Source organism: Gluconacetobacter azotocaptans (assembly GCF_014174355.1).
GTDB lineage: Bacteria > Pseudomonadota > Alphaproteobacteria > Acetobacterales > Acetobacteraceae > Gluconacetobacter > Gluconacetobacter azotocaptans.
Genome location: NZ_JABEQF010000013.1, coordinates 77,674 through 92,896 on the forward strand (window position 1 = coordinate 77,674; position 15,223 = coordinate 92,896).

The following is a 15,223-nucleotide window of genomic DNA, read 5'->3' on the forward strand; positions in this document are numbered from 1 at the left end:
TCACAAGGGTAGTACAATCCTGACCTGAAGCCCCCCCAGGCGACTGCCCTGCAGGGTGATGTCGCCGCCATGGGCGCGCACGATATCGCGCGCTATCGTCAGGCCCAGCCCGGTACCGCCGTCGCGTCCGCTCTCGAACGGGCGAAAGACGGCTTCCCGCTTTTCGGACGCGATTCCCGGCCCGTCATCGTCAACGCAGATGACGACTCCGCGCTCGTCGTGCTGCGCGCTCAAGGCCACCCGGCCGCCATGCCGACGGGCATTTTCCAGCAGATTGTCCAGGACGCGCCGGAACGCATCGGCGCGCAGCACCGCATCAACCGGTTTCGGAATGGAAACCGACAGGATCACGCCGCCCGCGCGGCGGAAGGCGGAGGCGACCTCGTCCAGCAACTGGCCGACATCGACCGACACCGGGTTTTCCGCCCCCTCGCCCCGCGCGAAGGACAGGTAGCTTGCGATCATCCGTTCCATTTCCGCGACGTCGCCGATCATGTCGGCCACATCGGCCTGAAGCTCCCCGGCCCTGATCGTCCCCTGCTGGGGGATCATCGCCAGCGACAGCCGCAGGCGCGTCAGCGGCGTGCGCAAATCGTGCGACACCCCGGCCAGGACGGCCGTCCTCTGCGCCACGAAACGAAACACCCGTTCCTGCATGCGGTTGAAGGCGATCGCCGCCTTGCGGACCTCCTGCGCGCCTTCGGGATGAATAGGCCCGATATCGCGCCCAAGCCCGAACAGTTCCGCGGCGCGCGCCAGCCGCCGGATCGCGCGGACCTGATTGCGCATGAAAATGCTCGCGATCAGGAACAGCAGCAGCGTGCTGCCCACGCCCCACGCCACGAACAGCCAGATCGGCGCCACATACAGCCGCTTGCGCGGCGCACCGATATCCAGAACCCCGTCAGGCATCTGGATGCGGATATGGACCGCGCGGGGATCGTCGATCCAGTCGACGTAGGTCGGGCGGCCGATCGACGACCGCAGCGCCTCGGCCAGGTCCTCGTCCATCGGACCCAGGACATGGGTCGAGCCGGTCCGGCGCAGAATCTGGCCGGGATTCCAGTTCATGTCCAACTGCGTGCGTTCGCGCACCCGACGCGTGATCCAGTCCCGGTCGCCCGCGGCATGATAGCGGTCCAGCAGATCCAGCGTCAGGACGACATCCCCCGCCACGCTGCCCGACAGGCGACGGGACACGACCTTCAGGTAATTGCCGTAGAACAGCTCCAGCGAAATCCCCTGCGTCACCAGCAGCGGGATCAGGATGATCAGCAACGTGCGGCCCAACAGGGATCGCGGCAGTACCCGGCGGACGGGGCGATCCATGCGGCGTTGCAGGCGCGACATGCGCGACGCCGCACCGCAAGCCGCGGAAATTGGATCGGAAACAGCCATCGAACGCGCTTTCCTTCCGGCCGCGGGGGCGTCAGACCCCCGGTTTCAGCACATAGCCCTTGCCGCGCACCGTCTGCAGGTAGCGTGGTTCGCGCGGATCGGGCTCGATTCGGCGACGCAGACGCGTCACCTGCACGTCCACCGCACGTTCGCCGATTTCCTCCATGTCCAGGACCCGGGCGATTTCGTCGCGCGACAGGGTTTCGTTCGGCCGGCGCGCCAGCACCGTCAGCAGGGCGACCTCGCCACCCGTCAGATGCACACTGCCCTCGGGCCCGTTCAACAGGCCGCGCGCCGGGTCGAATTCCAGGCCGCCCAGGCGGACGACGCGCAGATTGTCCGAAGGCGCGGGCGGGGTGAAGCGGCGCAGATGCGCCTTCAACCGCAACAGCAATTCCCGGGGTTCGAACGGTTTGCCCAGGTAATCGTCGGCGCCGGCCTCCAGGCCGGTAATACGGTCCTCGGGGTCGCCGCGCGCCGTCAGCAGCAGAATCGGCAGTTCCTGCCCCTCCTGCCGCAGGGCCCGGGTCAGGTCCAGGCCGTTCTCGCCGGGCATGGTGACGTCCAGCACCATGGCGTCGGGCTGCATGAAGCCCAGGACCTGCCGCGCTTCGGCGGCCGAAGAGGCGGCGCTGATGCGAAAGCCCTGTTCCGTCAGATAGCGTTGCAGCAACCGTCGCAGGCGCGGGTCATCGTCCACCACCAGGATGTGCGCCCCTGCGATCGACCCGTCCCGCGCCGCGGCGTCCCGTTCGTCCGTCCCCATCATCCCCTGCCCCGGCGTGACCGTTCGCCCGTTGCGACGACGGCATCCAGCACACGTCGTGTCCTGTCGTCCATAAGGCCCTGCATGACCCGGCGGAACCCCTCGATCGCGGCGGCGCCCACATCGCGATATACGCCCATCAGCTTTTCGCGCTGCACATCGAACAATTGACGCTCGACCCCCGCGCCCGAGGGCGTCAGGTGCAGCAGCCGCTGCCGCCGGTCCCGGCGCCCGACCTCCTGACGCACATAGCCGCGTGCCTGCAGGTCGCCCAGCGCGCGGCCAAGGCTCTGCTTGGTGATGCCCAGCAGGTCCAGCAATTCGCCCACCGCGATTCCGGGGTGGCGTCCGACCATCTGCAGAATGCGATGATGCGCATGACCCAGCCCCAGCGCTTCCAGCAAGGGGGTGGCCACCGAGTCGAAATCGCGCCAGGCCAGGATCATCAGTTCCTGCGCCTGGCGCATTTCCTCCTCGCGCAGGAACAGCAGGCCACTGCCGGCCCCTGCCCCACCGGGCCGTCGCGGCCCGCCCGTCTGATCGCTCACGCTGCCATCCCGCCGGTTCAGGCTGTCCGTCCCGACAGACGCTGCTTCATGCGGCCGAAACGCGCCACCCGCGCCAGCCTCCGGTCCAAGAAGGCCGCAACCGCCGCCATGTCGTCGCCACGGGCCAGCCAGAACAGCAGGACCTGCACATAGATCGCGGCCAGCGTGGCCCGCTTGGTGTACCAGGCCGCTCCCTGGGCATGATCTCCGGCGGCTTCCCAGATCGCATCGACACTCCGGGCCAGCGTACGGGCCAGGATATGGCCCCTTCCCGGTGTCAGCAGCACGGCCAGCGCACGGCGAAAGGCGGCCCGGTCGGGGGCGATCTGCTCCAGACGCAGCAGGATGACGGCCCGGACCCGGCGGCTCAACCGCGGTTCGTCCAGGTCGCGGGCGACCTCGATCATGTCCCGGTCGATCCGGTCGAACCAGGCCTCGACCAGATCCACGGCCCCGCCGGGAAACAGCAGGTCGGCATCCGGCCCCGCGACCGTGCGCAGGGTCGCGATGGTCCACCCCGCCTGCCCCGCCACGGGGGCGATGCAATCCAGCGCCGCGTCGCGCGCGGCGCTGCGTTCCGGCCGGCCCGGGGTCAGGCAGGCGGCAGCGCAGCCGGCCATCCGCGTTCCGATCATGCGCGCACTCCGTATCGCCCGATTTCGTCGTCGAAACCCATCTGCCCCAGATCCGTCATCCGCATCGGATAGAGAATACCATCCAGATGGTCATATTCATGCTGCAAGACGTTCGCCAGGAACCCCGACGCCACCCCCTGCACCGCCTCGCCATCGCGGTTCAGGCCCGAATAGGCAATCCGGGCATGGCGCGGCACCAGGCCCCGCAAGCCGGGAATCGACAGGCAGCCCTCGGGGCACAACACGATCTCGTCATCGACCGGATGCAGGATGGGGTTGATCAGCACGCTGGCCCCCCGCGGCGGATCGTCGGCACCGGCGCTGCGCTCGGCGGGAACGCGATAGATGAACAGACGCAGCGAGACGTGCACCTGCGGCGCCGCCAGCCCGGCACCGCGTGCGTCCTCCATCGTCTCGATCATGTCGTCGATCAGCTGTACAATGCCGGCCGACTGCGGATCGGCGACCTCGTCCGCGCGGCGCAGCAACACCGGGTGCCCCATCCGGGCGATCTTGAGCAGGGTCACGGTATGAGGCCATCCTCTGTCTTCGATTCGGGTGCGGCGTCCGGGGCTTTCGGTGCCGGGGCGACCCCGCGCCGGACGCAGGCGTGCCGTGCCAAAATAGTCTGCCCCGGCCCGGCGGGAAACGGGCGGAATAATTTGTGTTTTCGCCGAAGCCCATGTTATAGGTCCGCCCCACTCGGGAATCGCATACAGGGCCGGGCCCTGCGGTCATCCCGCCATGACGCATTTTTCGTGGCCGATCAGGACAGCCACAAGCAGGAGTTGACGACCAAGTGCAGGTTCTCGTTCGCGACAACAATGTCGACCAGGCTCTCAAGGCGCTCAAGAAGAAGATGCAGCGTGAAGGCATCTTCCGCGAAATGAAGCTGCGTCGCCATTACGAAAAGCCCTCCGAGCGCAAGGCGCGCGAGGCTGCCGAAGCCGTTCGCCGCGCCCGCAAGATGGAGCGCAAGCGTCTGGAGCGCGAAGGGTTCTAATCTGCACCTTCGGGTCAGTTCCCAAAAAGGCCGGCATCCTCCAGGATGCCGGCCTTTTTTATTAGGCGACGTCCGTCCTACCGGATGGCGGGCGGCCCGGCATTCATCAGGCGACGCGACAGATAGACGGCCTCCAGCGCGCGTTCATGCGCGATTTCGGGCGCATTGACGGTCCCTGAATGGCCCCCCTCGGTATCCTCATAATACAGGAACGGCACCCCCAGCGCCTGCAGGCGGGCGGCGAAGCGGCGCGCATGGACCGGCCCCACCCGGTCGTCCCGCGTCGAGGTGAAGATGAACGGCTCGGGATAATCCGCGCCCGCGCGCAGTGCACGCAGCGGCGAGATGCGTTGCAGGAACGCCCGCTGGTCCGGCACGGCCATGCTGCCATATTCGCCGACCCATGACGCGCCGGCGGCCATCCCCTCGTAATGTTCCATGTCCAGCAACGGCACGCCGATGATGACGGCATCCCACAATTCCGGATGCTGGGTGAATTCAACGCCCATCAGCAGGCCGCCGTTGGACCGCCCGCGAATCCCGAGGCGGGCGGGCGAGGTCACGCCGCGTTTTTCCAGGTCGCGGGCGACGGCGGCGAAATCGTCGAAGACGCGCTGGCGATGGACGCCCCGCCCGGCCTCGTGCCACGCCGGGCCGAATTCGCCTCCGCCCCGGATGTTGGCCACGACGTAGACCCCGCCCCGCGCCATCCACAGCCGGCCGAATTCCGGATTATAGTCGGGCACCGAGGACACCTGGAACCCGCCGTAGGCCGTCAGCAAGGCCGGATTCGTTCCATCGAGGCGCATGTCCTTCCGATGGACGACGAAATACGGAATGCGGGTTCCATCCGTCGATACCGCCCACGACTGGTCCACCACCAGACCGGCGGCATCGAATTGCGGCGGCAATTCCATGATCTTCCGCACGCTGACCGCCGTGCTGTCGGCCAGCCAGAGTTGCGGTGGCGTCACGAAACCCGACACCGACAGGAAGGCCCGCCCCGACCGCTGGTCGGCATCGACCACATGCACCGACATCATGTCCGGCAAGGGCAGCCGGGTCCCGGTCCAGCCGTGCGCCGTGTCCACAGGGGGTCGGAATACCCACGCCTGGCCCCGCACGGTGTCCAGCACCGTCATCACCACCCCGTCGCCCGTCACCGCGACCTCGTTGACCGATTGCCGCACCGTCGGGGTGAAGATGATCTGCGGCGGCGCGGCGCCTGACGGATCGACGGAAATCAGGCTACCCGCCGGAACCGGCTTGCCCCCGGCCGGGGTCCAGTCCTGGTTGACCGACAGGATCAGGCGGTTGCGCAGCAGGCCGTGCACCTCCAGGCGGGCCGGCAGGTCGATCTTCTGCACGCCCTGCGGGGTCAGACGGCTGTATTGCTCCTCGAAAAACGTGACCGCGCGGCGGATCAGCACCAGGCGATGCCCTTCGCCGTCCGTCAGCACCATCGGGTCCACCGCGACGTCGGTGCGGCGGCCGCGCATGACCTCCTCGGCGTGGTCAAGCCCCTGGCCGCGATGCAGACGGCGCACGATGAACGGATAGCCCGACTCGGTCATGTCGCTATCCGCGGTCCCGCCCCAGTCGCGCGCGACCAGCAGCGTATCCCGGTCCAGCCAGACCGCGCTCTGCTTGGAGCGGGGCAGCGCAAAGCCGCCCGGCACGAAGTTCCCCGTCGCAAGATCGAATTCCCGCAGGCTCGCCGCATCCTCGCCGGCCTCGGACAGGCGCACGAGGCATGGCCGGTCGTCCGGCGTCAGGCACTCCGCCCCCTGGAACACCCAGTCGCGATGCTCCTGGCGGGCCAGCGCGTCGACATCCAGACGGGTCGTCCAGCGCGGGTCGGCCGCGATAAACGACGACACGTCCGATTCGCGCCAGATCCCGCGCGGATGCTGGTCGTCCTGCCACAGATTGTAGATGCGCCCGGCCAGGAAACTTGGCTTGGGAATGCGGTGCCGGTCCTGCTCCACCGCCAGGACGGCATCGTAGAAGCTGCGATAGCGCGAATCGCCCTGCAGCGTATCGAACGCATGCTGGTTCTGCCGCCGGACCCACGCAAGGGCATCAGGTCCGGTGACATCGGACAGGAAGGCCGGCACCCCGTCGGCGGCAGGTGAATCAGCGAGGGCGGGCGCCGCCCCCAGCATCGCCGCACAGGCGATGATCGTCCGGATCGTTTTCATACCGGAAACTGTTCCAGATGAACCGGAACAGGAAAAGTGAAAAAAGGACGGGCCCCCGTCACATCATGGAACGGGAGCCGGGCCGACCCGTTCAGCCGTTCAGCTTGTCCAGTTCACGCACCACGGCCTCGCCCATCACGGCAGTGCCGACCTGGGCCATGCCGGGGCTCATGATATCGGCGGTGCGCAGGCCGCTGGCCAGCACGTTGGACACTGCGGTTTCGATCAGTTCGGCCTCGGCGTCCATGCCGAACGAATACCGCAGCAGCATGGAGAACGAGAGGATCTGCGCCAGCGGATTCGCCAGCCCCTTGCCCGCAATGTCCGGCGCGCTGCCGTGAATCGGTTCGTACAACGCCGGACGCTTGCCCGTGGCATCGACCGTGCCCAGGGTCGCCGACGGCAGCATCCCCAGGCTGCCCGTCAGCATCGAAGCCAGGTCGGACAGCAGGTCGCCGAACAGATTGCCGGTCACGATCACATCGAACTGGCGCGGGTTGCGCACCAGCTGCATGGCGCAATTATCCGCCAGCATGTGGCTCAGTTCCACGTCCGGATAGTCCCGCGCGTGCAGGTCGGTCACGACCTCCTTCCACAGCAGGCCGCTTTCCATGACGTTGCATTTCTCGACCGAGCACACGCGGTTGCCGCGCTGACGCGCCAGATCGAAGGCGACGCGCGCGACGCGCTCGATCTCCGCCGTAGTGTAGACCTCGGTGTTGATGCCGCGCTTCATGCCGTCGGGCAGGGTCTCGATTCCGCGCGGCTCGCCGAAATAGATGCCGCCCACGGTTTCGCGCACGATCATGATGTCCAGCCCCGCCACCACGTCGGGCTTCAGGGTGCTGGCATCGACAAGCGCGTCGAACACCTTGGCGGGACGCAGATTGGCGAACAGCCCCAGTTCCTGGCGCAGCTTCAGGATCGCGACCTCCGGACGGCGGTCGAAGCCGACCGACGCCCATTTCGGATCGCCGACCGACCCGAACAGAACCGCGTCGGCCGCCCTTGCCGCCTGGATCACCTCCTCACGGATCGGCACCCCATGCACCGCAAGCGATGCCCCGCCGACCAGATCCTCGGAAATATCGAAGGAAATCCCGCGCGCGCGGCTCATCCACGCCACGACGCGCGCGACCTCGTGCATCACTTCGGGGCCGATCCCGTCGCCGGGCAGGACAAGCAGTTTCTTCGTGGCGGTCATCTCGTTCTTTCCATCCTGATAAGGCGCGCGCGGACGATCAGTCGATGACGATCCGCGTCTGCCAGGGCTGGGCCTGCTGCCGGGCGGTTTCGAACGTACCGATCGCGCCCTCGTGCTGCAGCGTCTGGCCGATATCGTCCAGCCCCTCCAGCAGCAGGTGCTTGCGCAGCGGGTCGATCTCGAACCCGATCTCGGCGCCGTCGGGGCGGATCACGACCTGGCGTTCCAGATCGACCGTCAGCCTCCCGTTCGCGCCCAGGCGCGCGTCGTCCATCAGCATGTCGCAGATTTCGCGCGGCAGCTGGATCGGCACGATCCCGTTCTTGAAGCAGTTGTTGAAGAAGATATCGGCGAAGGACGGCGCGATCACGCAGCGGATGCCGAAATCCAGCAGCGCCCACGGCGCATGCTCGCGCGACGAGCCGCAGCCCAGATTATCGTAAGTGATCAGGATCCCGGCCTTGCGGTAAGGCTCCTGATTCAGCACGAAATCCGGCTTCTCCGATCCGTCGGGGTTGTAGCGCATGCCGTCGAACGCATGCACGCCCAGGCCCGACCGCTTGGTCGTCTTGAGGAAGCGGGCCGGGATGATCTTGTCCGTGTCGATATTGGCTTCGGGCAGCGGCGCCGCGATCGCGGTCAGAACGGTGAATTTGTCCATGGTTCAGATCAGCTCCCGCACGTCCGTCAGATGTCCCGTCACCGCCGCCGCCGCCGCCATCGCGGGCGACAGCAGGTGGGTACGTCCACCCGGCCCCTGGCGTCCCTCGAAATTGCGGTTGGAGGTCGAGGCACAGCGCTGCCCCGGCGTCAGCTTGTCCGGGTTCATGCCCAGGCACATGGAACATCCGGCCTCGCGCCACTCGAACCCGGCATCGCGGAAGATGCTGTCCAGCCCTTCCTCCTCGGCCTGCGCCTTCACGACGCCCGACCCGGGCACCACCATCGCCCGCACGCCCTCGGCCACATGCCGTCCCGCGACGACGGAGGCCGCCGAGCGCAGATCCTCGATCCGGCTGTTGGTGCACGACCCGATGAAGACCACATCGACGGGCACGCCGGCGATCTTCTGCCCGGCCTCCAGCCCCATATAGTCGAGCATGCGCTGCATCTGCGTGCGCCGGGCCTCGTCCGCCTGCGCCTGCGGATCGGGAACCGTGCCGGTGATGGGGATGACGGCCTCGGGGCTGGTGCCCCAGGTCAGCGACGGGGCGATGTCCTCGGCGCGCAGTTCGACGACCTTGTCGTACTGTGCGCCCTCATCCGCGGCCAGAGTCTTCCAGTACGCCACCGCCTGGTCGAAGGCTTCGCCCTTCGGGGCGAAGGGACGGCCGCGCACATATTCGAACGTTGTCTCGTCCGGCGCGACCAGGCCCGCACGGGCGCCCGCCTCGATCGACATGTTGCAGATCGTCATCCGGCCGGCCATGTCCAGTCCCCGGATCGTCGATCCGGTGAACTCGATCACATGGCCCGTGCCGCCCGCCGTGCCGATCGTGCCGATGATCGCCAGCATCACGTCCTTGGCGGTCACGCCCGGGCCCAGCGGCCCCTCGACCGTCACCTTCATGTTCCGCGCGGGCTTTTGCAGCAGGGTCTGGGTCGCCATCACATGCTCGACCTCGGACGTGCCGATGCCGAACGCCAACGCCCCCAGCGCGCCGTGGGTCGAGGTATGGCTGTCGCCGCAGACGATGGTCATGCCGGGCAGGGAAATCCCCTGCTCGGGCCCCACCACATGCACGATGCCCTGCCGCGCGGACAGCAGCGGAAAATACGGCACGCCGAATTCGCGGACGTTGCGTTCCAGCGTCTCGATCTGGTTCCGGCTCTCGGGTTCCTCGATCGGCAACGTGCGGTCCGACGTCGGGACGTTATGATCCACCACCGCGATCGTGGCGTCGGGCCGGCGCAGCCGGCGGCCGCTCATCCGCAGTCCCTCGAAGGCCTGCGGGCTGGTGACCTCGTGGACCAGATGCCGGTCGATATAAAGAATCGCAGTCCCGTCCGGAAGGCGCTCCACGACATGGCTGTCCCATATCTTGTCGAACAGCGTGCGTGCGGCCATCGGTAATTCCCTCCTCCGGAACGGGATAACGGCCCCGGTCCCCGCCACGCGCCGGCGGGCGCATGGCGGGGCGAACGGACCCGGAATAATCAGAATGGGGCCGCGCGCCCGCGCCCGAAAGGGGCTGCGGGGCGCGCGGCGCCAGGTGTCAGGCCTGGGCTTCGGTCGTCACCGTCTCGCGCGCGCGCTCGGCGATACGGGCCGACTTGCCGCGACGGCCGCGCAGGTAGTACAGCTTCGCACGACGGACGGCGCCACGGCGCACGACCTTGATCTCGGCGATCGTCGGCGTGTAGAGCGGGAACACGCGCTCCACACCCTCGCCGTTCGAGATCTTGCGGACCGTGAAGTTGCTGTTCAGCCCCTTGTTCGACCGCGCGATCACCACGCCCTCATAGGCCTGGACGCGCTGGCGCTCGCCCTCGACCACGCGGACGGACACGCGGACCGTGTCGCCGGGGCCGAATTCGGGCACCGCGCGGGCGGCGGTGAGGCGCGCAATCTCGTCGGCCTCGTACTGCTGGATAATGTTCATGATCGAGTCCCTCGCTTGATAAACGTCTGTCAGTGCAGCCGCTCCGGATCAGCCGCAAGGCTGACCGGGCCGCCGGTGTCTTGGCCGGTGCGGGCCAGATGGGCGGCCCACAGGTCGGGCCGGCGCATCCGTGTCGCCGTCTCGGATTCAGTCTGCCGCCATCCGGCGATGGCGGCGTGATGACCGGACAGCAGGATGTCGGGCACGTCGCGCCCCTCCCAGCTCGCCGGCTTGGTGTAATGCGGATATTCCAGCAGCCCGTCGGAGAAGCTTTCCTCCGTGCCGCTGGCCTCGGACCCCATGACGCCGGGGATCAGCCGAACGCAGGAATCCAGCAGCACCAGCGCCGCCATTTCCCCGCCCGACAGGATGTAGTCGCCGATCGAAACCTGTTCGACCTGCTCGGCCTCCAGCACCCGTTCGTCGACCCCCTCGTACCGCCCGCACAGCAGCACCAGGCCCGGCCCGCCGGCATAGCGGCGGACATCGTCCTGGCGCAGCGGGCGGCCGCGCGGCGTGGGATAGACCAGCGGCCGCCCCTCGCGCCCGACATCGCGGATCGCGGCGGACACGACATCCGGACGCATGACCATGCCGGCCCCGCCCCCGAACGGCGTGTCGTCCACCACGCGATGGCGGCCGATGCCGTAGGTCCGCAGGTTGCGGGCCTCGACGGACCACAACCCCTGTTCCAGCGCCCGGCCGGCCAGCGACTGGCCGAGCGGACCGGGGAACATGTCCGGAAACAGGGTCAGCGCCGTCGCCCGCCATGTCATGACGACACCACCTCGACGGTCGCGTCGCGCGACAGGTCGCCCTGCACCTCGATCTCGTCGGGCAGGACCACAGCGATCCGGCCCGCCGCGATATCGACGACGGGAACGCAGGCCTGAGTGAACGGCAGGATCAGGGTTCGCCCCTCGCCGCCGATCTCCAGGCTGACCCCCGCACCGTAATCGTGAACGATCAGCACGCGCCCCAGGGGGGCATCCGTCCCCTGCTGCACGACCGACAGGCCGATCAGGTCGGTAAAGTAGAATTCGTCCTGATCGGGTTCCGGCAGGCGGTCGCGCGCAACATAAAGCTGCCGGTTGACCAGTGCCTGCGCGGCGTCGCGCCCGGCCAGCGGCTGGCCGGACGCATCGCGCAGTTCGGCGATGCCCTCGCCGCGCCAGCGCAGGGTCCAGACCTGCCCCCGGTCGTCGGTCAACGCCCCGTAGGCGGCCAGGTCCTCCGCCACAGCGGCGTAGCTGTGCACGCGCACCAGCCCCCGCACGCCATGCGGACGTCCCACCACACCCATCAGGATACGATCGCGATCCACCGGTTCAGCCTGCCTGTCTTCCTATCCGCTGCGTGCCGAATCAGGCCGCTGCGGCCGCGGCGGCCGCAGCCGCACGCTCCTGCGCGCGCTTCTTCGGCGCCGACTTCTTGGGCTGCTCGTTATAGGCGGGCTTCGGCGTCAGGCCGGCGTTGCCCAGGAAGCGGGCGACGCGATCGGTCGGCAGGGCGCCCTGCGACAGCCAGTGGGTGATGCGCTCGGCCACCAGGCGCACGCGGTCGGCATGCTCGGACGGCAGCATCGGATTGTAGGCGCCCACCTTCTCGATGAAGCGGCCATCGCGCGGCGAACGGCTGTCGGCGATCACGATGTGGTAGTACGGACGCTTCTTCGCACCGGCGCGGGCAAGGCGGATCTTGAGGCTCATTGAGACAATTCTCCGAAGTTGATCTCTGGGTATGGACAAAAGCGAAACGGAAGTGCCGGAACGTTCGTCAGAACGGACGGCCACCGGGCGGTTTCGCTCCTTTCGGCATGAAAGCGGACATCCCCTGGCGCATGAGACCCTTCATGCCGAGCTTGTTGATCCGCTTCATCATCGTGGACATGTCGTCGAACTGCTTCAGCAGCCGGTTGATGTCCTGAACACTGGTCCCCGACCCGGCGGCGATGCGCTTCTTGCGCGACGCCTTGATGATGGCGGGCGTCTTGCGCTCCGCCCGGGTCATCGACGAAATAATGGCCTGGTGACGCTTGAGGACCGAGGTATCGAGGTCCTTGTCGCCCAGCGCCTGCTTGACCTTGCCCATGCCGGGCAGCATGTCGAGAATGCCCGACAGCGACCCCATCTTGGCGATCTGGCGGATCTGCGCGGCATAATCGTCGAGGTCGAACTGCCCCTTCATCATCTTGAGGGCGATCTTCTCGCTCTCTTCATGATCCAGGGTATCGGCGGCTTTCTCCACCAGGCCGGCGATGTCGCCCAGGCCCAGGATACGGCCGGCCACGCGCTCGGGGTGGAATTCCTCCAGCGCGTCCAGCTTCTCGCCCGAACCGGTCAGCTTGATCGGCGCGCCGGTGATGGCGCGCATCGACAGCGCCGCGCCGCCACGGGCATCGCCGTCCATGCGGGTCATGACCACGCCGGTCACGCCCACGGCCTCGTTGAAGGCCTTCGCGGTATTCACCGCGTCCTGGCCGGTCATCGCATCGACGACCAGCAGCGTCTCGGCCGGCTGGGTCTCGGTGCGGATGGCCCGCACCTCGTCCATCAGGGCCTCGTCGATCGACAGGCGGCCGGCGGTGTCGAGGATGACGACGTCGAATCCTTCGCGCCGACCGGTATCCATGGCCCGCCGTGCGATCTCGACCGGGGTCTGGCCCGGCACGATCGGCAGCGAGGGCACGCCCGCGCGCTCGGCCAGCTGCGCCAACTGCAACTGTGCCGCCGGGCGCTGGGTGTCCAGGCTGGCCAGCAGGACCTTCCGGCGTTCGCGCGTGGCCAGGCGCAGGGCGATCTTGCCCGAGGTGGTGGTCTTGCCCGAGCCCTGCAGCCCGACCATCAGGATCGGCACCGGCGCCACGGCGTTCAGGTTCAGCGGAACGGCGCCCGCGCCGCCCAGCGCGTCGATCAGCGCGTCATTGACGATCTTGGCAACCGCCTGGCCGGGCGAGATGCTGTCCAGCACCTCGTGCCCCACGGCGCGTTCGCGGACGCGGGTGACGAAATCCTTGACGACCGGCAGCGCCACGTCGGCGTCCAGCATCGCCAGACGCACTTCCCGCATCGCCTCGGTCACATCGGCTTCGGACAGCGCCCCCCGCTTGGCGAGGCCGTCGAACACACCGGAGAGCTTGCCTGAAAGCGCCTCGAACAAAGGACATTCACCCCAAAAGAAGTCGAGCCACTGCGCGAATACTCGCGGAGTGGCGTTCCTGATTTCGGGGTGGCTTTACGCCCCTCCCCCCCGAGTGTCAATCATATTGCCGGTCCGCCCAGTCGGCGGCCGGAAAATCCGGCCCCGGTGGCCCGAGGGCCGCCGGAACCGGCCGCGATCATTTCCCCGAATCGTCCTGGTCGGGCATCATCGCCTGATGCATCTGCTCCTGCAGCGCGCGGATCCTGTCCTGCCGGGCCTTGGCCTGCGCCAGCTGCGCCGGGGTCAGGATGTCGTGGATCTTCACCGCGATGTCCAGGCGCTCGGCCTCGCCTTTCTGGCGCAGGGCGTCGATCTGCTGCGTCAGCGCCGTCAGCTTCGCCCGGTCGACCGGGCCCGGCGCCATCAGGGTATCCTCGATCTGCTGGTGCAGGGCGCGCCTCTGCTGCCCGTCGGCCCTATAGGCCTTGTGGTCCTTGCGCACCCCCTCGAAGATGGCGCGGAGCTGCTTGTGCTGCGCCGGCGTCAGCTTCAGGCCGGCCAGGAACATCATGCCGCCATGCACGCCGCGCCCGTGGAAGCCGCCATGCATCTCGCCGCCGGGCGGCGGGGGCGGCGGCATGTCCTGCGCCATGGCGGTGGCGGTGCCGCCCGCCAGGGTCGCCAGAACCGTCGCGGCAAGAATCGTTTTTCTGAACATCGCTGGATCTCTCTACATTCCCTGTCCGGGACGTCGTCCCGGCGTGACCAGGGAATGTAACCACAGACCCGTGTGAGGAAATCCGGCCAATATGCTACGAAATGTAAGCATACCAGCCAATTGCCCCGTCCATGGCATGCTGCCGCCCCTATCCCTTGGGGGCGGCTCCGCCACGCGGCCGCTCGGCCGGCAGCATCTCGCCGGTGGCGGCGTAATAGACCCGTTCGGCGATGTTGGTCGCGTGGTCGCCGATGCGCTCCAGGTTCTTGGCGATGAACAGCAGGTGCGTGCACGAGCGGATCGTACGCGGGTCCTCCATCATGTAGGTCACCAGTTCGCGGAACATCGCGGTATACAGCTCGTCCACCACCGTGTCCGACTGCCACACCTCGACCGCGCGGGTGACATCCTTGGTGGACAGGGCCTCGATCGTGCGATGCAGGTTTTCCTGTACCAGCCGGCCCATGCTGCGCAGGCCGGCCAGCGGGATTTCGCTGGACGGCGCCTCGACCTTCAGCGAGCGCTTGGCCACGCTGGCCGCGTAGTCGCCGATGCGTTCCAGGTCGCCGGTGATCTTCAGCGCGGCCACGATCTCGCGCAGGTCGCCGGCCAGCGGCGCGCGCAGCGCCAGCAGGCGGATGGCCAGCGCCTCGACATCGCGCTCCAGCACATCGACCTGCGGGTCCAGCACCTTCGCCTCGTGGGCGGCGGCCACATCGCCGTCCACGATCGCCTGGACCGCCAGCGCCGTCTGGCGCTCCACGATGCCGCCCATCGCGGTCATCATCGCGCGTAGCCGAGTCAGTTCCTGTTCGTAGCTGCTGACGGTGTGTGCGTGTTCGCGTGGCACGGGTCCCACTCCCTCTTTCAGCCGAAGCGGCCGGTGATGTAATCCTGGGTGCGGCGTTCGCGCGGGGCGGTGAACATCCGGTCCGCGCTGTCGACCTCGACCAGTTCGCCCAGGTAGAAGAACGCCACCCGGTCGGCGCAGCGCGCCGCCTGCTGC

General features: G+C 67.8%; 17 protein-coding genes and 1 pseudogene. 1 reads left to right on the plus strand and 17 read right to left on the minus strand.

The window, feature by feature from the left end; all coding sequences use genetic code 11:
• From HLH34_RS14780 to def, 5 genes are all read right to left on the minus strand, one after another.
• Positions 1-1,350 (minus strand): ATP-binding protein, encoded by a 1,350-nt coding sequence (locus tag HLH34_RS14780; protein WP_244959988.1) that lies wholly within the window; start codon positions 1,348-1,350, stop codon positions 1-3.
• Positions 1,351-1,429: 79 nt separating this feature from the next.
• Complete coding sequence (locus HLH34_RS14785) at positions 1,430-2,164, minus strand: response regulator (protein ID WP_183120363.1); 735 nt, start codon at positions 2,162-2,164, stop codon at positions 1,430-1,432.
• A complete protein-coding gene (locus tag HLH34_RS14790) occupies positions 2,164-2,631 on the minus strand; it encodes a MarR family winged helix-turn-helix transcriptional regulator (protein ID WP_220792198.1) in 468 nt (155 codons plus the stop codon). The genes HLH34_RS14785 and HLH34_RS14790 overlap by 1 nt, the downstream gene beginning before the upstream one ends.
• Before the next feature lie 98 nt (positions 2,632-2,729).
• The gene (locus HLH34_RS14795) at positions 2,730-3,347 is read right to left on the minus strand and encodes a COQ9 family protein (protein WP_183120345.1); all 618 of its coding nucleotides are present in this window, start codon (positions 3,345-3,347) and stop codon (positions 2,730-2,732) included.
• Positions 3,344-3,874 (minus strand): peptide deformylase, encoded by a 531-nt coding sequence (gene def / locus HLH34_RS14800; protein WP_183120346.1) that lies wholly within the window; start codon positions 3,872-3,874, stop codon positions 3,344-3,346. Before def ends, HLH34_RS14795 begins: the two co-directional genes overlap by 4 nt.
• A 272-nt stretch (positions 3,875-4,146) precedes the next feature.
• Here def and rpsU point away from each other — a divergent pair, with 272 nt between their 5' ends.
• Positions 4,147-4,350 carry a 30S ribosomal protein S21 gene (gene rpsU, locus HLH34_RS14805; protein ID WP_010506446.1) on the plus strand — a complete coding sequence of 68 codons (204 nt, stop codon included), beginning with the start codon at positions 4,147-4,149 and terminating at the stop codon, positions 4,348-4,350.
• Between the two features lie 77 nt (positions 4,351-4,427).
• Here the strand turns inward: rpsU and HLH34_RS14810 are convergent, their stop codons facing one another.
• From HLH34_RS14810 to HLH34_RS19495, 12 genes and pseudogenes are all read right to left on the minus strand, one after another.
• Positions 4,428-6,551: a prolyl oligopeptidase family serine peptidase gene (locus HLH34_RS14810; protein ID WP_244959986.1), complete on the minus strand. Its 2,124-nt coding sequence runs from the start codon at positions 6,549-6,551 to the stop codon at positions 4,428-4,430.
• 91 nt (positions 6,552-6,642) lie between these two features.
• The gene (gene leuB / locus HLH34_RS14815) at positions 6,643-7,755 is read right to left on the minus strand and encodes a 3-isopropylmalate dehydrogenase (RefSeq protein ID WP_183120347.1); all 1,113 of its coding nucleotides are present in this window, start codon (positions 7,753-7,755) and stop codon (positions 6,643-6,645) included.
• A gap of 37 nt (positions 7,756-7,792) precedes the next feature.
• A complete protein-coding gene (leuD, locus tag HLH34_RS14820) occupies positions 7,793-8,416 on the minus strand; it encodes a 3-isopropylmalate dehydratase small subunit (protein ID WP_183120348.1) in 624 nt (207 codons plus the stop codon).
• 3 nt (positions 8,417-8,419) lie between these two features.
• Positions 8,420-9,823 carry a 3-isopropylmalate dehydratase large subunit gene (leuC, locus tag HLH34_RS14825; protein ID WP_183120349.1) on the minus strand — a complete coding sequence of 468 codons (1,404 nt, stop codon included), beginning with the start codon at positions 9,821-9,823 and terminating at the stop codon, positions 8,420-8,422.
• Positions 9,824-9,971: 148 nt separating this feature from the next.
• Positions 9,972-10,358, minus strand: a complete 387-nt coding sequence (gene rplS, locus HLH34_RS14830; protein WP_183120350.1) for a 50S ribosomal protein L19 — start codon at positions 10,356-10,358, stop codon at positions 9,972-9,974.
• Between the two features lie 29 nt (positions 10,359-10,387).
• The gene (trmD, locus tag HLH34_RS14835; protein ID WP_183120351.1) at positions 10,388-11,134 is read right to left on the minus strand and encodes a tRNA (guanosine(37)-N1)-methyltransferase TrmD; all 747 of its coding nucleotides are present in this window, start codon (positions 11,132-11,134) and stop codon (positions 10,388-10,390) included.
• Positions 11,131-11,682: a ribosome maturation factor RimM gene (gene rimM / locus HLH34_RS14840; RefSeq protein ID WP_183120352.1), complete on the minus strand. Its 552-nt coding sequence runs from the start codon at positions 11,680-11,682 to the stop codon at positions 11,131-11,133. The genes trmD and rimM overlap by 4 nt, the downstream gene beginning before the upstream one ends.
• Before the next feature lie 40 nt (positions 11,683-11,722).
• Complete coding sequence (rpsP, locus tag HLH34_RS14845) at positions 11,723-12,067, minus strand: 30S ribosomal protein S16 (protein ID WP_182943247.1); 345 nt, start codon at positions 12,065-12,067, stop codon at positions 11,723-11,725.
• A 67-nt stretch (positions 12,068-12,134) separates the two neighbouring features.
• Positions 12,135-13,517, minus strand: coding sequence for a signal recognition particle protein (ffh, locus tag HLH34_RS14850; protein WP_183120353.1), 1,383 nt, complete (start codon positions 13,515-13,517; stop codon positions 12,135-12,137).
• Between the two features lie 178 nt (positions 13,518-13,695).
• The gene (locus HLH34_RS14855; RefSeq protein ID WP_183120354.1) at positions 13,696-14,217 is read right to left on the minus strand and encodes a Spy/CpxP family protein refolding chaperone; all 522 of its coding nucleotides are present in this window, start codon (positions 14,215-14,217) and stop codon (positions 13,696-13,698) included.
• Between the two features lie 148 nt (positions 14,218-14,365).
• Positions 14,366-15,067, minus strand: coding sequence for a phosphate signaling complex protein PhoU (gene phoU, locus HLH34_RS14860; RefSeq protein WP_183120355.1), 702 nt, complete (start codon positions 15,065-15,067; stop codon positions 14,366-14,368).
• 17 nt (positions 15,068-15,084) lie between these two features.
• Positions 15,085-15,223 (minus strand): annotated as a pseudogene (locus tag HLH34_RS19495) (phosphate ABC transporter ATP-binding protein); the annotation flags it as partial.